Source organism: Micromonospora sp. NPDC020750, assembly GCF_044334565.1.
Classification (GTDB): Bacteria; Actinomycetota; Actinomycetes; order Mycobacteriales; family Micromonosporaceae; genus Micromonospora.
This window is the reverse complement of the sequence record NZ_JBIRTH010000006.1, coordinates 371,799-395,159: the sequence shown is the minus strand read 5'-3', so window position 1 is coordinate 395,159 and position 23,361 is coordinate 371,799. Positions and strand designations below refer to the sequence as shown.

At 71.6% G+C, this 23,361-nt stretch carries 16 protein-coding genes and 3 pseudogenes; 11 read left to right on the top strand and 8 right to left on the bottom strand.

Annotated elements, in window-relative coordinates; translation table 11 throughout:
- Positions 1-136: 136 nt before the first annotated feature.
- From ACH4T9_RS21085 to ACH4T9_RS21075, 3 genes are all read right to left on the bottom strand, one after another.
- Complete coding sequence (locus ACH4T9_RS21085; protein ID WP_396673382.1) at positions 137-793, bottom strand: amino acid ABC transporter permease; 657 nt, start codon at positions 791-793, stop codon at positions 137-139.
- A gap of 77 nt (positions 794-870) precedes the next feature.
- Positions 871-1,806, bottom strand: coding sequence for a glutamate ABC transporter substrate-binding protein (locus ACH4T9_RS21080; RefSeq protein ID WP_396673381.1), 936 nt, complete (start codon positions 1,804-1,806; stop codon positions 871-873).
- A 59-nt stretch (positions 1,807-1,865) separates the two neighbouring features.
- Positions 1,866-2,621 carry an amino acid ABC transporter ATP-binding protein gene (locus ACH4T9_RS21075; protein ID WP_396673380.1) on the bottom strand — a complete coding sequence of 252 codons (756 nt, stop codon included), beginning with the start codon at positions 2,619-2,621 and terminating at the stop codon, positions 1,866-1,868.
- Between the two features lie 203 nt (positions 2,622-2,824).
- On the opposite strand from ACH4T9_RS21075, the pseudogene selD reads away from it, so the two are divergent.
- A pseudogene (selD, locus tag ACH4T9_RS21070) lies at positions 2,825-3,897 on the top strand (selenide, water dikinase SelD).
- A gap of 161 nt (positions 3,898-4,058) precedes the next feature.
- On the top strand, positions 4,059-4,538 hold the full coding sequence (locus ACH4T9_RS21065; protein WP_350885252.1) for a hypothetical protein: 480 nt from the start codon (positions 4,059-4,061) through the stop codon (positions 4,536-4,538).
- 161 nt (positions 4,539-4,699) lie between these two features.
- On the opposite strand, the gene ACH4T9_RS21060 is transcribed toward ACH4T9_RS21065, so the two are convergent.
- A complete protein-coding gene (locus ACH4T9_RS21060; RefSeq protein ID WP_396673379.1) occupies positions 4,700-4,933 on the bottom strand; it encodes a DUF2277 family protein in 234 nt (77 codons plus the stop codon).
- 58 nt (positions 4,934-4,991) lie between these two features.
- Here ACH4T9_RS21060 and miaB point away from each other — a divergent pair.
- A pseudogene (gene miaB / locus ACH4T9_RS21055) lies at positions 4,992-6,251 on the top strand (tRNA (N6-isopentenyl adenosine(37)-C2)-methylthiotransferase MiaB); the annotation flags it as partial.
- A 108-nt stretch (positions 6,252-6,359) separates the two neighbouring features.
- Positions 6,360-6,599 (top strand): annotated as a pseudogene (locus tag ACH4T9_RS21050) (tRNA (N6-isopentenyl adenosine(37)-C2)-methylthiotransferase MiaB); the annotation flags it as partial.
- Between the two features lie 49 nt (positions 6,600-6,648).
- On the opposite strand, the gene ACH4T9_RS21045 reads toward ACH4T9_RS21050, so the two are convergent.
- Both ACH4T9_RS21045 and ACH4T9_RS21040 read right to left on the bottom strand, forming a co-directional pair.
- Positions 6,649-7,614: a polysaccharide lyase family 1 protein gene (locus ACH4T9_RS21045; protein WP_396673378.1), complete on the bottom strand. Its 966-nt coding sequence runs from the start codon at positions 7,612-7,614 to the stop codon at positions 6,649-6,651.
- Positions 7,615-8,043: 429 nt separating this feature from the next.
- Complete coding sequence (locus ACH4T9_RS21040; protein ID WP_396673377.1) at positions 8,044-9,252, bottom strand: DUF349 domain-containing protein; 1,209 nt, start codon at positions 9,250-9,252, stop codon at positions 8,044-8,046.
- A gap of 149 nt (positions 9,253-9,401) precedes the next feature.
- On the opposite strand from ACH4T9_RS21040, the gene ACH4T9_RS21035 reads away from it, so the two are divergent.
- Genes ACH4T9_RS21035 through dapF form a run of 3 tightly spaced genes read left to right on the top strand, consistent with a single transcriptional unit; the run spans position 9,402 to position 11,945 of the window.
- Complete coding sequence (locus ACH4T9_RS21035; protein WP_396673376.1) at positions 9,402-10,175, top strand: class III extradiol dioxygenase subunit B-like domain-containing protein; 774 nt, start codon at positions 9,402-9,404, stop codon at positions 10,173-10,175.
- A complete protein-coding gene (miaA, locus tag ACH4T9_RS21030) occupies positions 10,160-11,101 on the top strand; it encodes a tRNA (adenosine(37)-N6)-dimethylallyltransferase MiaA (protein ID WP_396673441.1) in 942 nt (313 codons plus the stop codon). The genes ACH4T9_RS21035 and miaA overlap by 16 nt, the downstream gene beginning before the upstream one ends.
- A 7-nt stretch (positions 11,102-11,108) precedes the next feature.
- Positions 11,109-11,945, top strand: coding sequence for a diaminopimelate epimerase (gene dapF, locus ACH4T9_RS21025; RefSeq protein ID WP_396673375.1), 837 nt, complete (start codon positions 11,109-11,111; stop codon positions 11,943-11,945).
- An 84-nt stretch (positions 11,946-12,029) separates the two neighbouring features.
- On the opposite strand, the gene ACH4T9_RS21020 is transcribed toward dapF, so the two are convergent.
- Positions 12,030-13,496 carry an NAD-dependent malic enzyme gene (locus ACH4T9_RS21020; RefSeq protein WP_396673374.1) on the bottom strand — a complete coding sequence of 489 codons (1,467 nt, stop codon included), beginning with the start codon at positions 13,494-13,496 and terminating at the stop codon, positions 12,030-12,032.
- Between the two features lie 206 nt (positions 13,497-13,702).
- On the opposite strand from ACH4T9_RS21020, the gene hflX reads away from it, so the two are divergent.
- Positions 13,703-15,154: a GTPase HflX gene (hflX, locus tag ACH4T9_RS21015; protein ID WP_396673373.1), complete on the top strand. Its 1,452-nt coding sequence runs from the start codon at positions 13,703-13,705 to the stop codon at positions 15,152-15,154.
- A 198-nt stretch (positions 15,155-15,352) separates the two neighbouring features.
- Positions 15,353-17,101 carry a hypothetical protein gene (locus ACH4T9_RS21010; RefSeq protein WP_396673372.1) on the top strand — a complete coding sequence of 583 codons (1,749 nt, stop codon included), beginning with the start codon at positions 15,353-15,355 and terminating at the stop codon, positions 17,099-17,101.
- Between the two features lie 119 nt (positions 17,102-17,220).
- Here ACH4T9_RS21010 and lexA read toward each other — a convergent pair whose 3' ends face one another.
- Positions 17,221-18,006, bottom strand: a complete 786-nt coding sequence (gene lexA / locus ACH4T9_RS21005) for a transcriptional repressor LexA (RefSeq protein WP_161688192.1) — start codon at positions 18,004-18,006, stop codon at positions 17,221-17,223.
- Between the two features lie 576 nt (positions 18,007-18,582).
- On the opposite strand from lexA, the gene nrdR reads away from it, so the two are divergent.
- Together nrdR and ACH4T9_RS20995 are read left to right on the top strand one after the other, a co-directional pair.
- Entirely contained in the window at positions 18,583-19,098 is a 516-nt protein-coding gene (gene nrdR, locus ACH4T9_RS21000; protein WP_396673370.1) for a transcriptional regulator NrdR, read from the top strand.
- Between the two features lie 66 nt (positions 19,099-19,164).
- Positions 19,165-23,271, top strand: a complete 4,107-nt coding sequence (locus ACH4T9_RS20995) for a vitamin B12-dependent ribonucleotide reductase (RefSeq protein WP_396673369.1) — start codon at positions 19,165-19,167, stop codon at positions 23,269-23,271.
- Positions 23,272-23,361: the final 90 nt, after the last annotated feature.

Below are 23,361 nucleotides of genomic sequence, written 5' to 3'. Positions count from 1 at the left end.
GCGGGGCTCGCAAGCTCACTCCTCGCGCTCACCGTGCCACCCCTGTTCGCGACTGCGGGGCTCGCAAGCTCACTCCTCGCGCTCACCGTGCCACCCCTGTTCGCGACTGCGGGGCTCGCAAGCTCACTCCTCGCGCTCACCGTGCCACCCTCCACTTGCGCTCCATGAACCGTTGGAGCGCCACCAATGGCAGGATCAGGATGAGGAAGCCGATGGTGATCCAGAGCAGGACGGCAAACTGCGGCTCGCCCCGCTCTGACATGTACGCCGGGATCGCGCCGGCCTCCAGCACCGAGAAGCCGGCGGCGATCGTGGTGTTCTTCAGCATCGCGATGAACACGCTCATCATCGGCGGCACCATCGCCCGCAGCGCCTGCGGCAGCACGATCAGGGTCAGCACCTGGGCGAAGCTCATGCCCAGCGCCCGGGCCGCCTCGGCCTGCCCGGTGGCGACCGTGTTGACCCCGGAGCGGATCACCTCGCAGACGAACGCCGAGGTGTAGACCGTCAGCGCCACGCAGGCGCTGGCGAAGTAGTCGATGTTCACGTCCAGCTTCGGCACCGCGAAGACGAGGAACGCGAACACCAGGGTCAGCGGGGTGTTCCGGACGATGTTGACGTAGCTCGCGCCGAACGCCCGCAGCGCCGGGACGGGGGAGACCCGCATCGCGCCGAGGAGCGTGCCGAGGACGAGGCTGCCGACCGCAGCGATCAGGAACAGCTGAACGGTGGTGAGGAACCCGTCCCGGTACAGGATCCAGTTGTCCGTCAGGACGCGGAAGAACTCGCCCATGTCTCGCTCTCAGTCCTCGGACGGGCGCCGGGCGGGGGGAACCCCGCCCGGCGTCGCGTCACGTGGTGAACCGCCGGTCAGTAGCGCTCGAGGGCCGGCGGGCTGGCCGGCGAGCCGGACTTGCCCAGCGTGCCGTCGTAGATCTTCTGCCAGGTCCCGTCCTTGGCCGCGGCCTCGATCTGGTTGTTGACGTAGTCGCGCAGGGCCTTGTCGTCCTTGGGCAGGCCGATGCCGTACTTCTCGGTGCTGAACGGCTGGCCGACGACCTTGAGGGCACCCTCGCTCTGCGCGGCGTAGCCCTTGAGGATCGCGTCGTCGGTGGTGACGGCGTCGACCTTCTTGTCGAGCAGCTGCGAGACGCACTCGGAGTAGGTCTTGAACTCGACGATGTTGCCCGGCTCGGTCAGGCCCTCGTCCCGGACCTTCTGGATCGGGGTCGAGCCGATGGCCGAGCAGACCTTCTTGCCCTTGAGGGTGTCCTTGCCGGTGATCGCCGTCTCGTCCTTGCGGACCAGCAGATCCTGACCGGCCACGAAGTACGGGCCGGCGAAGGAGATGTCGTTCTTGCGCTTGTCGGTGATCGAGTACGTGCCGACGTAGTAGTCGACCTCGCCGCCCTTGATCGCGGTCTCCCGGTTGGAAGAGACGATCTCCTTGTACTCGATTTTCGCCGGGTCGACGCCGAGGGTGCTTGCGATGTACTGGGCGATCTCGACATCGAAGCCGCAGCGCTTGCCCTGGGCGTCCTTGTAGCCGAGGTTCGGCTGGTCGAACTTGACACCCACAGTGACCTTGCCGGCGCTCTTGATCTTCGTGAACGTCGGGCTGCCGGCGACGTTGGCGTCCGCCTTCGGGGTAAAGGTCGCGCCGGACGACTTGCAGGAGTCACCCTGCGCGCCGCCGGAGGCGTTGCCGCCGCCGCTCGGGTTGGGGCTACCCTCCTTGCCGCAGGCCGCGGCCGAGAGGGCGAGCGAGGCCATCATGGCGACCGCCGCCACGCGCTTGAAACGCATACTTCTCTCCTTCTACGAGCGGAGCTCGCCGGGGGACGACGCGCTCCACGAACGGACGCCTAGTGCGTCAGGATCTTCGACAGGAAGTCCTTGGCGCGATCGGTGCGCGGGTTGGCGAAGAACTCGGCTGGCGGAGCGTCCTCGACGAGCTGACCGTCGGCCATGAAGATGACCCGGTTGGCCGCGTGCCGGGCGAAGCCCATCTCGTGGGTGACCACGACCATGGTCATTCCCTCGCGGGCCAGCGAGGTCATCACGTCCAGCACCTCGCCCACCATCTCCGGGTCCAGCGCGCTGGTCGGCTCGTCGAAGAGCATCGCCTTGGGCTGCATGGCCAGTGCGCGGGCGATCGCCACCCGCTGCTGCTGGCCGCCGGAGAGCTGGGCGGGGAACTTGTCGGCCTGGTTGGCGATGCCCACCCGGTCCAGCAGGGCCAGCCCGCGCTCCCGCGCGCTCGCCGGCTTCTCCTTGCGGACCTTGACCGGCCCGAGGGTCACGTTCTCCAGGATCGTCTTGTGCGCGAAGAGGTTGAACGACTGGAACACCATGCCGACCTCGCTGCGCAGTTTTGCCAGCGCCTTCCCCTCGTCCGGCAGTTGCTGGCCGTCGAAGGTGATGGTGCCGGAGCTGATCGGCTCCAGCCGGTTGATCGCCCGGCACAGCGTCGACTTCCCGGACCCGGACGGGCCGATCACCACGACGACCTCGCCCCGGCCGACCGAGAGCGAGACGTCCTGCAGCACGTGCAGCGGCCCGAAGTGCTTGTTGACCCCGTCCAGCACGATGAGCGGTTCGCCCGTCGTCACGTCGTCCACCGTCCCTGTCGTCGTGTACGCCAGGGAGTCGGATGACCCCCGGTCCGGCCACTGTAGGCGGGCCGAGATGGCGGAACGCAACTCATCTGGTCACGGTGCGGTAACACCGGTAACGATCGTCGCCAGGAGTCCGAATTCCCGACCCGGACGGCCGGGCGGCCAGCCGGCTGGCGGGGCACACCCCTCTCGGAGACCATGGGGGGATGACCGAACCGGTGCGCCTGACCGAATATGCCCGCGGTGGCGGGTGTGCGTGCAAGATCCCGCCCGGCGAACTGGAGACGCTGGTCGCCGGCCTCGGCCCCGCCAGCGGCACGGCCGAGCTGCTGGTCGGCCTCGACCACGGCGACGACGCCACGGTGGTCCGCCTCGACGAGCGGACCGGCCTGGTCAGCACCGCCGACTTCTTCACCCCGGTCGTCGACGACGCGTACGACTGGGGGCGGATCGCCGCCGCGAACGCGTTTTCCGACGTGTACGCCATGGGCGGCACGCCGCTGGTCGCGCTCAACCTGCTCTGCTGGCCCCGGGAGCGGCTGCCGATCGAGCTGGCCGGGGAGGTGCTGCGCGGCGGCCAGGATGTGGCCCGGGAGGCCGGCTGCCACCTGTCCGGCGGGCACAGCGTCGACGACGACGGCCCGAAGTACGGCCTCGCGGTCACCGGTGTGGTCCGGCCGGAGGAGCTGATCACGCTGGACGCCGGGCGGGCCGGGCTGCCGTTGTCGCTGACCAAGCCGCTCGGCGTGGGGGTGCTCAACACCCGGCACAAGGCCACCGGGGAGTGGTTCGCCGAGGCGGTGGCCTCGATGGCCGCGCTGAACCGGGACGCCGCCCGCGCGGCGGTCGCCGCCGGGGTCCGCTGCGGCACCGACGTGACCGGCTTCGGGCTGCTCGGGCACGCCTCGAAGCTGGCCCGGGCCAGCCGGCTCACGGTGGCGATCGACGCGGCCCGGGTGCCCTACCTGCCGGGCGCGCGGGAGGCCGTCCGCGACGGGTACGTCAGCGGCGGCACCCGCCGCAACCTGGACTGGGTCGCTCCGTGGACCGACTTCGGCGCGGCGGGTGAGGCGGAGCGGCTGCTGCTGGCCGACGCCCAGACCTCGGGCGGGTTGCTGGTCGCCGGCGAGCTCCCGGGGGCCACGGTGATCGGCGAGTTGCTGCCGCGCGGCGACCACCTCGTCGTGGTGCGCTGAGCAGGGCCGTAGCGCCGGGCCGCGCAGAGCAGGGCTGTGATCGTCGACCGGAGCGGGTGCCGGGTGGTCACCATACCCGATAAACTGTCATCTTCCCGTCACTCACCGCAACGACGGGTAAGGAAATTTTGCCCAGAATGGTCACAGACCGGTAACTTGCGCCCGGCTGAGGTCAAATGCCCCCCACCATCGTCATTAAGGCCCGATCCGGAGGCCGGTGGGACGAACGCAGCGAGGAGGCGGCATGACCGAGCTGTGGAACTGGAGAATCGACGGGGTACCCCCGGTGGAGGTCTACCCGGCGCTGGCCGAGGCCCTGGGGCGGGTGGTGATGCCGCTCGCGGTGGCCGACCCCGCCCGGTTGCCCACGTACGCGGTGATCTGCGACGTCTGGCAGGCGCCGGGGGAGTTCGGCACGATCGTGGACTGTTACGGCGTGCCCGAGAGCCTGCCCGAGCTGCCCGGCATCGCCGCGCTGGCCCGGCTGCTCGGGCGCAACTGCCTGCTGCGCGACGACACCCTCGACGCCGGCCGGCACCTGCTGGTCGCGCCCGACGGCACGATCCGCCCGGTGCACTTCGACGTCGCCGAGACCGACGACGGCGAGGTGCTGGGCAACCAGCGCCTCTGCACGCTGGCCAACCCCGGCTGCCGGGGCTGGTCCCGGTGCCACCGCTCCAGGTGGGCCCCGGACTCGGTCGTCCCGGCCCTGGCCGCCGCCTGACCGGGCCAGCCACCACCCCACGCCGACCACCCCCACCCCCCACCCCTGCGCGCACTTTCACGGAATGTGTGGCGTCGGCGCGCGCCATGGCCACACATTCCGTGAAAGTGCGGGCACCGGAACGCCGGGAGCACGCAGAGGGCGGGGTGGGGGCGTGCGGGTCAGGTTCCGGTGGCCGGCTGTTGGCTCCCGCCGCGGACCACCAGTTGGTCCAGCAGGGTCGCGGTGGCTTCGGCGACGGCGGCCACCGCCGCGTCGAACGCCGCCGCGTTGTGCGCGGCCGGTGCCCGGAACCCGGAGATCTTCCGGACGTACTGCAACGCCGCCGCCTCGACGTCGGCGCGGGTCACCTCCGGCACGTACGGCTCACGCAAGGTCTTGATGCTTCGGCACACGGCTCCTCCTCATTCGAGATTCGAGTTGATCGGCTCGCCCGGATACGCTGTCCGGGTCATGACTACCGCAGCCGCGGGCAGCCCGCGCACCTACCAGGTGCGCACGTACGGCTGCCAGATGAACGTGCACGACTCCGAGCGCATCTCCGGCCTGCTGGAACAGGCTGGTTACCTGCGTGCCGCCGAGGCCGACGACAACCCGGACGTGGTGGTGTTCAACACCTGCGCCGTCCGGGAGAACGCCGACAACCGGCTCTACGGCAACCTGGGTCATCTGCGCCCCGTGAAGGACAAGCATCCGGGAATGCAGATCGCCGTCGGCGGCTGTCTCGCCCAGAAGGACCGCGGCGACATCGTCCGCAAGGCCCCCTGGGTGGACGTGGTGTTCGGCACGCACAACATCGGCTCGCTGCCGGTGCTGCTGGAGCGGGCCCGGCACAACGTCGCCGCCGAGGTGGAGATCCTCGAATCCCTCGACGTCTTCCCCTCGACGCTGCCGACGCGGCGCGAGTCGACGTACGCCGGCTGGGTGTCGATCTCGGTGGGCTGCAACAACACGTGCACGTTCTGCATCGTGCCCTCCCTGCGCGGCAAGGAGAAGGACCGCCGCCCCGGCGACATCCTCTCCGAGGTCCGCGCCCTGGTCGACGAGGGCGTGCTGGAGGTGACCCTGCTCGGGCAGAACGTCAACTCCTACGGCGTCGAGTTCGGCGACCGGTACGCGTTCGGCAAGCTGCTGCGGGCCTGCGGGGACATCGACGGGCTGGAGCGGGTCCGGTTCACCAGCCCGCACCCGAAGGACTTCACCGACGACGTGATCGCCGCGATGGCCGAGACCCCGAACGTCTGCCCCTCGCTGCACATGCCGTTGCAGTCCGGCTCGGACGACGTGCTGAAGGCGATGCGTCGGTCGTACCGGTCGGAGAAGTACCTGGGGATCATCTCCAAGGTCCGGGCGGCCATGCCGCACGCGGCGATCACCACCGACATCATCGTCGGCTTCCCCGGCGAGACCGAGGCGGACTTCCAGCGCACCCTGGACGTGGTCCGCGAGTCCCGGTTCTCCTCGGCGTTCACCTTCCAGTACTCCAAGCGCCCCGGCACCCCGGCCGCGACGATGGACGGCCAGATCCCCAAGCAGGTGGTCCAGGAGCGGTACGAGCGGCTGATCGCCACGGTCGAGGAGATCACCTGGGCGGAGAACAAGCGGCTGGTCGGCGAGACCCTCGAGGTGCTGGTCGCCGTCGGCGAGGGCCGCAAGGACGAGCGCACCGGCCGGATGTCCGGCCGGGCCCGCGACGGCCGCCTCGTGCACTTCGCGACGGGCATGGCCGGAGCGAACGGCCAGCTCGGTGCGACGGGCGTGGCCGGGGCGAACGGCCAGCTCGGTGCGACGGGCTCGGCCGGAGCGAACGGCCAGCCCGGCGACGCGGGGGCCCTCGCCGGGCGGATCCGTCCCGGGGACATCGTGCACACCACGGTCACGTACGCCGCCCCGCACCACCTCAACGCAGACGGCGAGCCGCTGTCGCACCGCCGCACCCGGGCCGGCGACGCCGCCGAGGCGGGCCGCTCCCCGCGTACCCCCGGGGTGTTGCTCGGCCTGCCCACGATCGGGGCGCCGGCCGCGGCCCCCGCGCCGACGACCGGCTGCGCCGCCCACTGACGCGATCGGGGCCCGCCGCACCGGCGGGCCCCGACCAGCCTTCCGACGATCAGACCGAGATCTTGCCGGCGCCCGCGCCGCCCGTCACGATCGACTTGACGCTGCTCGCGCTGTCGAGGGTGTACGAGTACGGGATGCTCTTCACGCTGCCGCCGGTCTGGCCGCTGCCGGAGCCCACGAGGTGGTTGTTCCGGGCGACCAGGGTGCCCGGCCCGGAGCTGCCCTCACCCAGGTGGTACGGGTCGCTGACGCCGTCGAAGTAGTTGCCCTCGACGAGCACGCCGGCGCCCTCCGTGGAGGCCACGCCGTAGCCGCTGTTCTTGTAGTAGTAGTTGTTGTAGACGTGCACCGGGTTGCCGAAGCGGACCCGGGGGTGGCGCTGGGTGCTCGCGTCGAACCAGTTGTGGTGGTAGGTCACCCGCAGGTGGCCGGTGTCCTGGCCGGCGTTGTCGTCGCTGTGGCCGAGCAGCATCGACTTGTCGTGGTTGTGGACCCGGTTCCAGGACACGGTGATGAAGTCCGAGCCCCGCTTGATGTCGACCGCGCCGTCGTAGCCGTTGGTGAAGGTGTTGTGGTCGATCCAGAGGTTGGTCGCCGACTCCTGGACGTTGATCGCGTCGTCGTTCCAGTTCTTGAACGTGATGTTCCGGATGATGACGTTGCGGTCGCCGTTGATGTTGAGCCCGCAGCCGGAGATGGTCGCCCCCGGGTTGCCGAGGATGGTCTTGTTCGACCGGACCCGCAGCATGCCGGAGCAGGTGATGGTGCCGGAGACCCGGATCACCGCCGCGCTGCTGGAGCCAACTGCGGTGGTCAGCGCGGAGGCGCTGGTGACCGTGGTGGTCGCGGCGTTGCCGCCCCCGGTGGTGCCCCCGTTCTGGGTGGCCCAGCCGACCAGGTCGGTCGGCGCGGCCGAGGCCGGCGCGGTGGCGGCGGTGAGGGCCCCGGCGACGAGGACCGAGGCGGTGGCGGCTGCGGCGAGCAGCGTCGTCCGACGTCGTGACGTGATGCGCATGGTGCTTCCCTTCGGTGGTTCGGGTGCGCGGGCCGTCGGCCGATCGCCTGGCGCCTACCCGGTGGCGCCGGGGTCGGCCGGGGACGGTGACCCGTGCCCCGCCGGTGTGGACTGCCCCTGGAAGTGAGAAGCGGCTCCCGTGCTGGCGCCACCATCGGTTACAGGTAAGCGCTTTCCTGATGTAAGCACAGATGCCTATCGATGTAAAGTCCCGCCGTGGGGGCCTCCGAGCTGCCCGGAAAAGCCGCCGCCCCCACCCCCACCCCCACCCCCGGTGCCACCCGCGCAAATTCTCAGAAAGAGTGGCCTAGCGGGCTGGCGAGACCACTCATTCTCTGAATTTGCGGGGATCTTGGGGTGGGGGGTGCGTGAGACGGGCGGGAGCCCCCGGTCCCGTGATGGGACCGGGGGCTCCCGGAGTTGCTGGGCTCAGCCGGCCTGCTCGGCGAGCTGGAGGAACTGGCGCTTCGAGGCGAGCGCCTGCTCGGCATCCTTGATCCGCCGGGCGTCGCCGGCGGCCTGGGCCCGGGCCAGCCGCTCCTCGGCCTCGGCGACCTGCACCCGCATCTGGGTCAGCAGCGGGTTGTCCTCCTTGGTGGTCCGCCGCCACGCGGAGTCCATCACCTCGCGGACCTTGTCGTCGATCGCACGCAGCCGGCGCTCCAGCCCGGCAGCCGCCTCCCGAGGAACCCGGCCGGCCTCGTGCCACTGCGCCTGGATGTCCCGCAGCTTGGCCTGGGCGCCCTTCGGGTCGCTGTCGATGTTCAGCGCCTCCGCCTCGGCGATCAGCGCCTGCTTGCGCTCCAGGTTGCCCCGCTGCTCGTCGTCCCGGGCCGAGAAGACCTCGCTGCGCCGGGTGAAGAAGGCGTCCTGGGCCGCCCGGAACCGTTCCCAGAGCTTCTGCTCGGCCTCCTTGGAGGCGCGCGGGGCCGCCTTCCACTGGGTCATCAGGTCCTTGAGCTGGTTGGCCGTGGCCGCCCAGTCGGTGGACTCCTTCAGCTTGTCCGCCTCGGCGACCAGCTCCTCCTTGACCTGCTGCGCCTGCTTGCGCTCAGCGTCCAGGGTGGCGAAGTGGGCGCCCCGGCGGCGGGTGAAGGCGTCCCGCGCGGCGGCGAAGCGCTTCCACAGCTCACCGTCGGCCTTCTTGTCGACCCCACGGACGGTCTTCCACTCGTCGAGGATCTCCTTGAGCCGGTCGCCGGCGGTCTTCCAGCCGGTCGACTCGGCGGCCAGCTTCTCCGCCTCCTCCACCAGCGCGGTCTTGCGGGCCAGCGCCTCGACCCGGGCCGCGTCCTTGGCGGCGCGGGCCTCGCCGGCCTTCTCCTCGGCGACGACGGCGAGCTTGTCCAGCCGCGCGACCAGCGCGTCGATGTCGCCGACGACGTGCGCCTCGGCGAGCGAGGCGCGGATCCGGCGGATGGTGGTCAGCGATCCGCCGGCGTCAGCCGCGCCCGAGTTGAGCCGTGCCTCGGTCAGGTTCACCTCGGTGACCAGGTCCGCGAAGCGGCGGGCGAAATGGGCCAGCCCCTCCTCAGGGGCTCCCGCCTGCCAGGATCCGACCACCCGCTCGCCCTCAGCGGTCTTGACGTACACGGTGCCGTCCGCGTCCACCCGTCCGAAGGCCGTCCAGTCGCTCATGTGCCCATCCTCGATCTCCCGGCGTCGACGGGACAAGCCCGCGATCGCCGCCACGGCGCAGCAAGTTACTCCCGGCATTGTCACAGGTCCGCCCCCGTCCGCGTCGAGCGCCTGTCGTCGACCGTGACCATACGGTGTCCTAGGGCCGGATGACCGGATCGGCGCGGGGACGCACCGGCGGGTCCGGCTACGGTGAACGGGTGCCTCTGGTCGCCGCCGCCGTCTGCCCCCATCCGCCTCTGCTCGTGCCGGAAGTGGCCGGCGCCGCCGCCGGCGAGCTGGACGAACTCCGCGCCGCCTGCGCCGCTTCCGTGGCCAAGCTGCTCGCCGCCGGGCCGGAGGCGATCGTGCTGGTCGGCGCCGGGCCGGCGACCCTGTCGTTCCGGTCCGCCGACTACGGCTCGCTGCGGGCGTACGGGGTGGACCGGCAGGTGCGGCTGTGGCGGGTCAACTGCGCGGGGGGTGAGCGCCTCCCGCTGAGCCTGACGATCGGCGCGTGGCTTCTCGGCCGCTCCGGCACCGGGCTGCCCCGGTCCGCGCACGCGATCGCCACCGACGCGTCCCCGCAGGAGTGCGCTCGGGTCGGCGCCGAACTGGTCGGGGCGGCGGCGGACCACCGGGTGGCGCTGCTGGTGCTGGGGGACGGGTCGGCGTGCCGCGGGACGAAGGCGCCCGGCTACGACGACCCGCGCGCGCAGGCGTACGACGACGGGGTGGCCCGGGCCCTGGCCGACGCCGACGCCGAGGCCCTGCTCGGCCTCGACCCGGCGCTGTCGGCGCAGCTGAGCGCCGCCGGCCGGGCGCCCTGGCAGGTGCTGGCCGGCGCGGTCCGTGCGGCGGGCGGTGACTGGCGCGGCGAACTGGGCCACCACGAGGCGCCCTACGGCGTCGCCTACCTCGTGGCCAACTGGGAGCCGGCGTGAGCGCCGGCGGCGTCCCGCCCGGCACGGTGGTGGCGGTGGTCGGGCCGACCGCCGCCGGGAAGTCCGCGCTGAGCATCGCCCTCGCGCACGCCCTGGACGGCGAGGTGGTCAACGCCGACTCGATGCAGCTCTACCGGGGGATGGACATCGGCACCGCGAAGCTCACCCCGGCCGAGCGGGAGGGCGTGCCGCACCACCTGCTCGACATCTGGGAGGTGACCGAGCCGGCCAGCGTCGCCGAGTACCAGCGGCTGGCCCGCGCGGCGGTCGACGACGTCCTGGCCCGGGGCCGGGTGCCGCTGCTGGTCGGTGGCTCCGGCCTGTACGTGCGGGCGGTGCTGGAGCGGTTCGAGTTCCCCGGCACCGACCCGGTCGTGCGGGAGCGGCTGGAGGCGGAGCTGGCCGAGGCCGGCCCGGCCCCCCTGTACGCGCGGCTGAGCGCGGCGGACCCGGCCGCGGCCGCGGGCATCCTGCCCGGCAACGGCCGGCGGATCGTCCGCGCCCTGGAGGTGATCGAGCTGACCGGGGCGCCGTTCACCGCGTCCCTGCCCGAACCCACCCCGTACTACCCGTCCGTGCAGCTCGGGGTGGACCTGGACACCACTGCGCTGGACGGGCGGATAGCACTGCGGGTGGACCGGATGTGGGCCGACGGTCTGGTCGCCGAGACCCGGGCCCTGGTCGGGTGCGGCCTGCGCGAGGGCCGCACGGCCAGCCGGGCGCTCGGCTACCAGCAGGTGCTGCGCCTGCTCGCCGGGGAGCTGACCGAGAGCGGGGCGCACGACGAGACGGTCCGGGCCACCCGCCGGTTCGTCCGCCGACAGCGCTCCTGGTTCCGCCGCGATCCCCGGATCAACTGGCTGGACTCCGCAGCGCCGGGCCTGGTTGCCGACGCCCTGCGTCTCGTTCCCGCCGCTGCGCGATGATGGGGGCGTGGAGTTCACCAAGGGGCACGGCACCGGCAACGACTTCGTCATCCTTCCCGACCCGGACGGCGCGCTCGACCTGACCCCGGGGATGGTCGCCGCGCTGTGCGACCGGCGGCGGGGCCTCGGCGCGGACGGCGTCCTGCGGGTGGTGCGGGCGGCCAAGCACCCCGAGGGCGCCGCCCTGGCCGGCGACGCCGAATGGTTTATGGACTACCGCAACGCCGACGGGTCGGTCGCCGAGATGTGCGGCAACGGCGCCCGGGTCTTCGTCCGCTACCTGCTGGAGACCGGGCTGGCCACGCCGTCCGGCGCGGCGCTGCCGGTGGCCACCCGGGCCGGCGTCGTGCGTGCGCTGGTCGAGGGCGACACGGTCTCGGTCGAGATGCGCCGCCCCCGGCTGTACGACGTGGCGACCGCCGCCCTGGGCGGGCTGACCCTGCCGGGCACCGCCGTGGACGTCGGCAACCCGCACCTGGTCTGCGTCCTCCCCGGCGGCCTGGACCTGGCCGGCCTGGACCTGACCCGGGCGCCGGTGTTCGACGCCGGGATCTTCCCCTCCGGGGTGAACGTCGAGTTCACCGCGCCGGGCGACCCCGTCGGCGGCACCGACGTCCACGTGCTCATGCGGGTCTACGAGCGGGGGTCCGCCGAGACGCTGTCCTGCGGCACCGGCGCGTGCGCGGTCGCCGCGGTCGCCCTGCGCGACGCCGGCCGGGACACCGGCACGGCGACGGTCGACGTCCCCGGTGGCCGCCTCACGGTCACGGTGACGGACGACTCCTGCTGGCTCGCCGGCCCAGCCCTCCTGATCGCCACCGGCACAGTCACCCTCGCCGGATAGAAGCCCGGGTCGATCAATAGGTTCGCGGCAGATCCGGCGACCCGGCTGACGCGAACCTCCTGATCGATGCGCCCCCAGCAGGGGTCAGGGGGTGGCGCTGGCGGTGGCGGCGATTTCCGGGAGGTCGGCGGGGCCCGGATCGGCGGCGGGAGGCGGGGCCGGGGACTGGGCCGCGGCGCGGACGGCGGCGGCGACCGCCGGGGCGACCCGGGAGTCGAAGACGCTGGGAACGATGACCGTCGGGTTGATCTTTTCCTCACCGACCACGTCCGCGATCGCCCGGGCGGCGGCGATCGCCATCTCCTCGGTGAACTCCTCGGCGTGCGCGTCCAGCATGCCCCGGAACACGCCCGGGAAGGCGAGCACGTTGTTGATCTGGTTCGGCTGGTCGGAGCGGCCGGTGGCCACCACGGCGGCGTGCTTGCGCGCCTCCCGGGGGTCGACCTCCGGGTCCGGGTTGGCCAGCGCGAAGACGATCGAGTCCTTGGCCATGGTGGCGATGTCGTCGCCGGTGAGCAGGTTCGGCGCGCTGACGCCGATGAACACGTCCGCGCCGCGTACCGCCCCGGGCAGGTCGCCGGAGTAGTTCTCCTTGTTGGTGTTCTCGGCCAGCCACTGCCAGGCCGGGTTGAGCCCGCTCAGGCCGGGGTGCAGGGCGCCCTGGCGGTCGCACGCGATGATGTCGCCGACGCCCTGCCGCAGCAGCAGCTTCATGATCGCGGTGCCGGCCGCGCCGGCGCCGGAGACGACCACCCGGACGTCCGCGAGCTGCTTGCCCACCACGCGCAGCGCGTTGGTCAGCGCGGCCAGCACGCAGATCGCGGTGCCGTGCTGGTCGTCGTGGAAGACCGGGATGTCGAGCAGCTCGCGCAGCCGGGCCTCGATCTCGAAGCAGCGCGGCGCGGCGATGTCCTCCAGATTGATACCGCCGTACGCGGGCGCGATCGCCTTGACGATCGCCACGATCTCGTCGGTGTCCTGGGTGTCCAGCACCACCGGCCAGGCGTCCACCCCGCCGAAGCGCTTGAACAGCGCCGCCTTGCCCTCCATCACGGGCAGCGACGCGGCCGGCCCGAGGTTGCCCAGGCCGAGCACTGCCGAGCCGTCGCTGACCACCGCGACCGTGTTGCGCTTGATGGTCAACCGGCGGGCGTCCGCCGGGTTCTCGGCGATCGCCATGCAGACCCGGGCCACCCCCGGGGTGTACGCCCGGGACAGCTCGTCACGGTTGCGCAGCGCCACCTTCGAGCTGACCTCGATCTTGCCGCCGAGGTGCAGCAGGAACGTGCGGTCGGAGACCTTGCGGACGTCCACCCCGTCGAGCGCGGTGAGCGCGTCGACCACCTGGTCGGCGTGGCCGGCGTCGGCGGTGTCGCAGGTCAGGTCGACGAGCACGTGGGTCGGGTCGGAGTCGACCACGTCCAGCGCGGTGACGATCGCCCCGGCCTCGCCGACCGAGGTGGTGAGCCGGCCGATCGAGGAGGCGTCCGCGGGCACGGCGATCCGGATGGTGATCGAGAACCCGGCACTCGGAAGTCGGGTGATGGCCACGGGAATGCCTCCGTCAACGCTGATCGGCCGGTCGTATGTCGCCCCGCATTTCTACTCGCCCGCACCGGTCGCGTCGCATTCGCCCCCACTTTTGGTGGTCCATGCAACGGGCATATAGCAGGTGCGTTCGACGTTGTCACATGTCAGGATTGCTCGTACGCGACGGAAAGCCGTCGCTTCGCTACAGAACGGACAGGGAGGCGCACTTGCGCGACCAGGAGACCTACGTACCCCTTCCAGACGACGAAATCGACGCCACCACCGGGGGGTTCGAGCTGTCGGAGCGGCAGGCGCTGCGGCGGGTCCCTGGCCTCTCCACCGAGCTCACCGACGTCACCGAGGTCGAGTACCGCCAGCTCCGGCTGGAGCGGGTCGTCCTCGTCGGAGTATGGACCGAGGGCAGCCAGACCGACGCCGAGAACTCCCTCACCGAGCTGGCGGCGCTGGCCGAGACGGCCGGCTCGCAGGTGCTGGAGGGGCTGATCCAGCGCCGCAACCGCCCCGACCCGGCGACGTACATCGGCCGGGGCAAGGTCGACGACCTCGGGTCGATGGTGCTCTCCTCCGGTGCCGACACGGTGATCTGCGACGGTGAGCTGTCCCCGTCCCAGCTCCGCAACCTGGAGCAGCGCACCAAGGTCAAGGTGGTCGACCGCACCGCGCTGATCCTGGACATCTTCGCCCAGCACGCCAAGAGCAAGGAGGGCCGGGCACAGGTCGAGCTGGCCCAGCTCGAATACCTGCTGCCCCGGCTGCGCGGTTGGGGCGAGACGCTGTCCCGGCAGACCGGTGGCTCCGGTCGCGGCGGCGGCGCGGGCGGCGGCGTGGGCGTGCGCGGCCCGGGTGAGACCAAGCTGGAGACCGACCGGCGTCGCATCCGGCACCGCATCTCCCGGCTGCGCCGGGAGATCAAGGCCATGAAGACGGTACGCCAGACCAAGCGCTCCCGCCGCGCCCGCAACGCCGTCCCGGCCGTGACGATCGCCGGCTACACCAACGCCGGCAAGTCCAGCCTGCTCAACCGGCTGACGGGGGCCGGAGTGCTGGTGGAGAACGCGCTGTTCGCCACCCTGGACCCGACCACCCGCAAGACCACCGCCCCCGACGGCCGGATCTACACCCTCTCCGACACCGTCGGCTTCGTCCGGCACCTGCCGCACCAGATCGTCGAGGCGTTCCGCTCGACCCTGGAGGAGGTCGCCGGGTCCGACCTGGTGGTACACGTCGTCGACGGCGCCCACCCGGACCCGGAGGAGCAGGTCCGGGCGGTCCGCGAGGTGCTCGCCGAGGTGGGCGCCGACCGGCTGCCCGAGTTGTTGGTGATCAACAAGACCGACGCGGCCGACGAGGAGACCCTGCTGCGGCTCAAGCGGCTCTGGCCGGACGCCGTCTTCGCCTCGGCCCGCTCGGGACGGGGGATCGACGAGGTCCGGGCGGCCATCGAGGAGCGGCTGCCCAGCCCGGCGGTGGAGGTCCGCGCGGTGCTCCCGTACGACCGGGGTGACCTGGTGGCCCGGGTGCACCGGCAGGGCGAGGTGCTCAGCACCGCCCACCTGCCCGAGGGAACGCTGCTGCACGTGCGGGTCGGTGAGGCGCTCGCCGCCGAGCTCACCCCGTACGCCGCGGAGGAGACACCCGTCGCCGTCCCCACCCGCTGAGTGACCCCCGGGGCCGGTACGCCGGCCCCGGGGATCGCGGCGCCCCCGTCGGGGCGACGTCCCAGCCGGCGTGCCGGACCGGCGTCGGCCGGGTAGTGCCTGCTGGCCCGGGTCCGTGCCGTCCGGTCGTGAGTGGCAACTCGACGTCGGCGTCCCGGCGTGACTCCGGTATTCACGTGGCATGCGACACTGAACCCCATGCGCCGCGCTGTTTCCTCGGTCACGGTTGCCCTCGGCCTGCTCGGGGCGACCGTGGCGCTTCCCGGAGCCGCCCTGGCCGCGCCCGCCCCGGCGGCCGCAGCACCCGAGCCGACTCCCGGCAAGAAGCGCTGCACGGTCGTCGATGAGCGCCTGCGGGAGCTCTCCGGCCTGGTGGCCACGAAGAGCGGATACGTGGTCGTCAACGACGGCACCGACGTCGAGAGCCACAAGCGGGTGTTCTTCCTCGACACCAAGTGCAAGCTGGCGAGGGAGCCGGTGCGCTACTCGGGGAAGGGTCCGCTCGACACCGAGGACCTCGCGCTCTCGCCGGACGGCAAGAAGCTGTGGATCGCCGACATCGGCGACAACATCGGCGCCCAGCGGCGCGAGCGGGTGGCGGTGTGGAGCATGCCGGCCGACGGGTCGGCCAAGCCGGTGCTGCACCGGCTCTCCTACCCCGAGGGCAAGCCGCACGACGCCGAGGCGCTGCTGATCGGCGACGACGGCAAGCCGCTGATTATCACCAAGGTGGCCAGCGGCAAGGCCGAGATCTTCACCCCGTCGGGCAAGCTCAGGACCGGCGACACCGAACCGGTGTCGATGACCAGGGCCGGCGAGGTGTCGCTGCCGAAGACGACCACCCCGAACGTGCTGAACACGATCGGCCGGGTCGCCGTCACCGGCGCCGCCCGCTCGCCCGACGGCACGAAGGTGGTACTGCGCACGTACGCGGACGCCTTCGAGTACGACGTGTCGAACGGCGACATCGTCGGGGCGCTGACCGGCGGCAAGCCCCGGGTGACCCCGCTGACGGACCCGTTCGGCGAGGCGATCTCCTACACGCCGGACGGCAAGTCGTTCGTCACGGTCTCCGACGGCGGTGAGCTGGCCCCGGAAGACCCGATCGACATCCTGGGCTACGCCCCCTCCACCACCGGCGCCGAGGCGCTGACCGGTGGCGACGCCGGCGGCCCGTCCAAGCCCGCGGCGGGGAAGTCCTGGCTGGAGGGGCTGAGCCTCGACCAGATCACGTACCTGATCGCCGCGGTCGGCGTGATCGGCGCGCTGATGGTCGGCGCGGGCATCCTCGGCATCGTGCGGGCGCGGAAGCGCCCCGCGCCGGCCGGCGGTCCGAAGACCCGCCAGGACGTGCCGGAGCGGGACGAGTTCCCGCTGGCCGACGGCCCGGACGAGCCCGACTACGGCCACCCCGCTGACGGCCCGCCGCCGGGCGGGGACCGTTCGCGGGGCGGGGTCTACGGCGGCGCGCCGGCTGCCGGTGTGTACGGCGACGGCCCGGCTGCCGGCGGCCCGGCCCAGGGCCCCTCCCGCGGGGTCTACGGCGGCGGTGGCCGTCCCCCAGGCGCCGGCCGTCCCGGCGGCGGCGGTGGCCGCCCCGCAGGCGCTGGCCGCCCCGGCGACGGCGGGGGCCGGCCTCAGGGCGGCGGGGTCTACGGCGGCGGTGGCCGACCGGGCGGTGGTGGCGTCTACGGCGGTGACCAGCCCGCAGGCGGGCAGCCTCCGGGCGGGGGCCAGCCCGGCCGGGACAGCCGGCCGGTGCGCGGCGGGGTGTACGGCGGCGGGCAGGCCGAGCCGCCCCGGCGGGGGCGGGACCCCCGGGACCCCCGGGACCCGCGCGACTCCCGCGCGGGTCGGCGCGGCGAGGGCGGGCCCGACGACGGGCGGGGCGGCTACGGCGGCCAGGCGCCCGGCAGCGGTCGCGGGCACCGCGGCGACCGCTACTGACGGATCCGCCTATTGATCGGTCCCGACGCGGGCACCGGTCGCCAGCGGCGTGGTCGACGATCCCTCGCCGAGGCTTCGCCGGGGCAACGGCCGCCGGGGCGACCGCTGCCCGTCAGCGGTCAGATCCGGCGCAGGACGGCGACTACCCGGCCCATGATGGTGGCGTCGTCGCCGGGGATCGGGTCGAAAGCCGGGTTCTGCGGCATCAGCCAGACGTGGCCGTCCCGGTGGCGGTAGGTCTTCACCGTCGCCTCTCCGTCGAGCATCGCCGCGACGATCTCGCCGGAGTCGGCGGTCGGCTGCTGCCGGACCACCACCCAGTCCCCGTCGCAGATCGCGGCGTCGAGCATCGAGTCGCCCTTGACCTGGAGCATGAAGACCTCGCCCTCGCCGACCAGCTCGCGGGGGAGGGGGAAGATGTCCTCCACCGCCTGCTCGGCGAGGATCGGCCCACCGGCGGCGATCCGGCCCAGCATCGGCACGTACGCCGGGGTGGGCCGCTGCGAGCGGGACGCCTCGTCGTCGATCATGTCGCTGGGGGCCCGGACGTCCACCGCACGCGGCCGGTTCGGGTCGCGGCGCAGGAAGCCCTTCTTCTCCAGCTCCTTGAGCTGGTAGGCGACGCTGGACGGGGAGACGAGCCCGACGGCCTCGCCGATCTCCCGCACGCTCGGCGGGTACCCGTGCCGATCGACCCAGGTGCGGATGAACTCCAGGATGCGGCGCTGCCGGGCGGTGAGATCGACCGTGGCCGGGTCGGGGAAGCTGCTGACCACCGGGGTGACCGCTCGCACGGCCGGCTGCCCGGTCCGGCTGCGCGCGGCGCGGGGGCGCCGAGTGGCCGGCGGACCCGCCTCGGCGATCTGCTGCGGGTTCTTCGGCCGGCTGGCCCGGTCCTCGGTCACGTCCGTCCTCCCTGGTCGGCGCTGGGTGCCTCGGCGGCTCGTGGTGCGTGCGGGGTGTGGCGACCGGGCGGGGCGGAACCCGCCGCGTCCGGTTGTTCTTGACCGTATAGGTGGGATCGGTCATTTTCAAACATCTGTACGACCTTCGTCGGCGTGTCGGAGCGGGAAACCGGGAAATCCGAACGCCTGTTCTGGTAAACGGTACGCGGCTCTCGAACATCAGTTCGAGTTGCTGCGTACCCTGCCTGCGGTTTCCCGCCCTCGGTGGGTCGGCCGTGACCAGGGGGAGCGGTCCCGCGTTGGGGCTTTCGGCGAGCCGGTGAGGGGGAGTGCGGGACGTGATCCTGATGACGCGCCGGACGGGTCGGCGAACTTGATTTCGGTCCGCCGGGCGCATACGGTCGACCCCTAGATGTAGTAGTCACATGGGCGTAAGTCGCCTACAGGTTGGGTTCAACTACCGACCGCACTCTCTGCTGCCGCACCGGGTGGCGGCCCCACGCGGGACCGGCGCCGCGGTTCCGTGCGTCCGGGGGTGCGCCCGGTGTGCCCGCCATCGACGAAGGAGGTCAGGCGATGCGGTGCCCGTACTGCAGGCACGCCGACTCCCGGGTCGTCGACTCGCGGGAGGCCGACGACGGCCAGTTGATCCGCCGGCGGCGGTCCTGCCCGGAGTGCGGCAAGCGGTTCACCACCGTCGAGGAGGCGGTGCTCGCGGTGGTCAAGCGCAGCGGGGTGACCGAGCCGTTCAGCCGTACCAAGATCGGCGGTGGGGTGCGCAAGGCGTGCCAGGGGCGGCCGGTCGACGACGACTCCATCGCCCTGCTCGCCCAAAAGGTCGAGGAGACCATCCGGGCCAAGGGGGCCGCCGAGATCCCCAGCCACGACGTGGGGCTGGCGATCCTCGGCCCGCTGCGGGACCTGGACGAGGTGGCGTACCTCCGCTTCGCCAGCGTCTACCGCTCGTTCGACTCGCTGACCGACTTCGAGCGCGAGATCGAGACGCTGCGCGCCGCCGCCCGCGCCCGGGAGGGCGCCGGGGCGGACGGCGACGCCGGGGCGGCGGCGGGGGCCGCCGACCGTACCGTTTGAGCTTTTCCTGAATTGCTGACAGTGCGACGCGCGGCGGGTGACCGCGCAGACGAGGGGGCGGATGAGATGGCGGGGGACGGCGTGACAGCCAGCCGGACGCGGACGAAGGCCGGCGCGGGCCTCAAGGTCGAGCGGGTGTGGACGACCGACGGGGTCCACCCGTACGACGAGGTGACGTGGGAGCGTCGCGACGTCGTGATGACGAACTGGCGGGATGGCTCGATCAACTTCGAGCAGCGCGGGGTCGAGTTCCCCGAGTCCTGGAGCGTCAACGCGGCCAACATCGTGACCACCAAGTACTTCCGGGGCGCGGTGGGCACCCCGGACCGGGAGTGGTCGCTGCGACAGCTCATCGACCGGGTGGTCAGCGCCTACCGCAAGGCGGGCGAGGAGCACGGCTACTTCGCGGCCCCGGCCGATGCCGAGGTGTTCGCCCACGAGCTGACCTGGATGCTGCTGCACCAGGTGTTCAGCTTCAACTCGCCGGTCTGGTTCAACGTCGGCACGCCGTCGCCTCAGCAAGTCTCGGCGTGTTTTATCCTTTCTGTGGATGATTCGATGGACTCGATCCTCGACTGGTACAAGGAGGAGGGGCTGATCTTCAAGGGCGGCTCCGGCTCCGGGGTCAACCTCTCCCGGATCCGCTCCTCCCGGGAGTTGCTCTCCTCCGGCGGCAACGCCTCCGGCCCGGTCAGCTTCATGCGCGGTGCGGACGCCTCCGCCGGCACCATCAAGTCCGGCGGCGCCACCCGGCGCGCGGCCAAGATGGTCATCCTCGACGTGGACCACCCGGACATCCAGGAGTTCGTGGTCACCAAGGCGCGCGAGGAGGACAAGATCCGCGCGCTGCGCGACGCTGGGTTCGACATGGACCTCGGCGGCGCTGACATCGTCAGCGTGCAGTACCAGAACGCCAACAACTCCGTCCGGGTCTCCGACGAGTTCATGACGGCGGTGGAGAACGGCGGCGGCTTCGACCTGCGCGGCCGGCTCGACGGGCAGACCATCGAGACCGTCGACGCCAAGAAGCTGTTCCGCACCATCTCCCAGGCCGCCTGGGAGTGCGCCGACCCCGGCCTGCAGTACGACGACACCATCAACGACTGGCACACCTGCCCGGAGACCGGCCGGATCACCGCGTCGAATCCCTGCTTTACCGCGGACACCCTGGTACACACGGACAAGGGGCTGATCCGGTTCGATGCGCTGATCGACCGGGCGCGGCAGGGAGAGACGTTCGGCGTCTACACCCACGACGCGACCAACCCGGACGCACCCGCCGACCGGATCGAGCTGACCAACCCCGAAGCGCTCATGATCACGGGTACCAACGAGATCCTGCGCCTGGAGTTCAGTAACGGCATGGTGCTGCGCTGCACGCCGAACCACCGGATCTGGACCACCAACCGGGGCTACGTCGAGGCTGCGGAGTTGACCAGCGAGGACCGGATCCTCCCGCTGAACCTGCCCACCCCGGCGGTAGCCGCTTCCCGCGCCTTCGCCATGCGGCCCGGCACGTCCGTGCAGCCCGGTGACGTGGTTGCCACCAAGTGGCAGCGGGAGTCCCGGCTGCCGGAGAAGTGGACCGAGGAGTTCGCCCACCTGCTGGGCTGGCTGACCGGTGACGGCTGCGTGCGCCTGGGAGGCGAAACGCGTGGTGACAACCCCGTCGCTACCTGGGTGTACAGCGCAGAGGACCGAGAGGACTTCCTGCCCCGACACCAGATGTTGCTCGCGGAGATGCTCGGCTTCACCCCGAAGCCGTCCGAGCAGCCCAACGGCACCGTCCAACTCCGTGCCGGCCGCACGGCGGTGGTGGACTTCCTGACCGGGCTCGGGGTAAGCGCCGGAAAGGCCGCCGACAAGCGGGTCCCGGCGGCGGTCCTCGAGGCGCCGGTGGAGGTCCAGGCGGAGTTTCTCCGAGGCCTGTTCGACGCTGACGGCTGCGCCGCCGAGACCGCGAACGACACCCGCTACATCGGACTCGGCTCGGTCTCCGTCGAAATGCTGCGGGACGTGCAGCGGATGCTGAGCTGCTTCGGCATCGGCAGCCGGATCTACCCCAGTCGGAAGGAGGGTTCTTCCTTCTCCTACACCACCATCGCCGGTGAAGAGCGCAGCTATGCCGGCGGGCAGCTCTACGACCTGCGGATCAGCGGAGCGAACATTCCAACCTTCGCCGCCGCGATCGGCTTCGCCCACCCGCGCAAGTCGGGTCGGCTCGCCGGTTGGTTGCGGGAGAAGCGTTTCTACCGTACGGACCAGACCGCGACGCTGGAGAAGCGCGAGTTCGACGGGATCGAGACCACCTACAACCTGTCCGAGCCGCGTAACCACTCCTACATCGCCAACGGTGTGGTGGTCCGGAACTGCTCGGAGTACCTGCACCTGGACAACTCCTCGTGCAACCTGGCCTCGCTGAACCTGATGAAGTTCCTCCGCGCCGACGGTGGCTTCGAGGTGGAGAAGTTCGTCAGGTCGGTCGAGTTCGTCATCACCGCGATGGACATCTCGATCTGCTTCGCCGACTTCCCGACCGAGAAGATCGGCGAGACCACCCGCGCCTACCGGCAGCTCGGCATCGGGTACGCCAACCTCGGCGCGCTGCTGATGGCCTCGGGCCTGCCGTACGACTCGGAGCAGGGCCGCTCGGTCGCCGCCTCGATCACCTCGCTGATGACCGGCACCGCGTACCGCCGCTCGGCCGAGCTGGCCGGCATCGTCGGCCCGTACGACGGCTACGCCCGCAACGCCGAGCCGCACAAGCGGGTCATGCGCAAGCACGCCGCCGCCAACGACGAGATCAAGCCCACCAGCACGGTGGCCACCGCGATCGTCCGCGAGGCGACGAAGCAGTGGACCCAGGGCAACAAGATCGGCGACAAGTTCGGCTGGCGCAACTCGCAGGCAGCGGTACTGGCTCCGACGGGCACCATCGGCCTGATGATGGACTGCGACACCACCGGAGTCGAGCCGGACCTGGCGCTGGTCAAGTTCAAGAAGCTGGTCGGCGGCGGCTCGATGCAGATCGTCAACCAGACCGTCCCGCGCGCCCTGCGCAGCATCGGCTACCCCGAGGAGCAGGTCGAGGCGATCGTCGAGCACATCGCCGACCACGGCCACGTGGTGGACGCCCCCGGCCTGAAGCCGGAGCACTACCCGGTCTTCGACTGCGCCATGGGCGAGCGGTCCATCGCGCCGATGGGGCACGTACGGATGATGGCGGCCGTCCAGCCGTTCATCTCCGGCGCCATCTCCAAGACGGTCAACATGCCGGAGCAGGCCACCGTCGCCGACGTCGAGAAGATCTACTTCGAGGGCTGGAAGCTCGGCCTCAAGGCGCTGGCCATCTACCGGGACAACTGCAAGGTCGGCCAGCCGCTGTCCGTGGCCAAGCCGAACAAGGCGATCGCGCCCGCCGTGGCTCCGGTCGCGGTGGAGAAGGCGGTCGAGAAGGTCGTCGAGTACCGCCCGGTGCGCAAGCGGCTGCCGAAGAAGCGCCCGTCGCAGACGGTCAGCTTCTCCGTCGGCGGGGCCGAGGGGTACCTCACCGCGTCGTCGTACCCCGATGACGGCCTCGGCGAGGTCTTCCTCAAGATGTCGAAGCAGGGCTCGACCCTGGCCGGGGTGATGGACGCCTTCTCGGTGGCCATCTCCATCGGTCTCCAGTACGGCGTCCCGCTGGAGACGTACGTCAGCAAGTTCACCAACATGCGCTTCGAGCCGGCCGGCATGACCGACGACCCGGACGTGCGGATGGCCGCCTCGGTGATGGACTACATCTTCCGTCGCCTGGCCCTGGACTTCCTGCCGTACGAGGGCCGCGCCGAGCTGGGCATCTTCACCGCCAAGGAGCGGGCCGCGCAGCTGCGGGCCGAGGCGGAGGCGGAGAGCGCGTCGGTCAGCGGTGCGGAGCTGACCGCGATGGCCTCCTCCGCCCCGGTCGAGGCACCGGAGACGAAGACCGGCCCGATTGCCCAGCCGGCGCAGGAGCTCGCCGACGTCGCCGCCGCCAAGCCGGCCCCGCCGGTCGGCTCCAGCACCGAACTGCTGGAGGCCGTGGTCGGCAAGGCCGCCGACGCGCCGCTCTGCTTCACCTGCGGCACGAAGATGCGCCCGGCCGGCAGCTGCTACGTCTGCGAGGGCTGCGGCTCCACCAGCGGTTGTAGCTGAAATTGGGCCGAGTTGCATTTGATGCAACGCCCAGTTCGTACATGACGACGACGGCTGGGACGACAGCGACCGTGATCGTGAGGGTCGCGG

Bases quoted from the DNA above. Each gene is read 5' to 3' on its own strand.
- ACH4T9_RS21085 (WP_396673382.1), bottom strand. From the start codon at position 793: ATGGGCGAGTTCTTCCGCGTCCTGACGGACAACTGGATCCTGTACCGG.
- ACH4T9_RS21035 (WP_396673376.1), top strand. From the start codon at position 9,402: ATGACCGGATCGGCGCGGGGACGCACCGGCGGGTCCGGCTACGGTGAA.
- ACH4T9_RS21010 (WP_396673372.1), top strand. From the start codon at position 15,353: ATGCGCCGCGCTGTTTCCTCGGTCACGGTTGCCCTCGGCCTGCTCGGG.
- ACH4T9_RS21040 (WP_396673377.1), bottom strand. From the start codon at position 9,252: ATGAGCGACTGGACGGCCTTCGGACGGGTGGACGCGGACGGCACCGTG.
- ACH4T9_RS21080 (WP_396673381.1), bottom strand. From the start codon at position 1,806: ATGCGTTTCAAGCGCGTGGCGGCGGTCGCCATGATGGCCTCGCTCGCC.
- nrdR (WP_396673370.1), top strand. From the start codon at position 18,583: ATGCGGTGCCCGTACTGCAGGCACGCCGACTCCCGGGTCGTCGACTCG.
- ACH4T9_RS20995 (WP_396673369.1), top strand. From the start codon at position 19,165: ATGGCGGGGGACGGCGTGACAGCCAGCCGGACGCGGACGAAGGCCGGC.
- ACH4T9_RS21045 (WP_396673378.1), bottom strand. From the start codon at position 7,614: ATGCGCATCACGTCACGACGTCGGACGACGCTGCTCGCCGCAGCCGCC.
- ACH4T9_RS21065 (WP_350885252.1), top strand. From the start codon at position 4,059: ATGACCGAGCTGTGGAACTGGAGAATCGACGGGGTACCCCCGGTGGAG.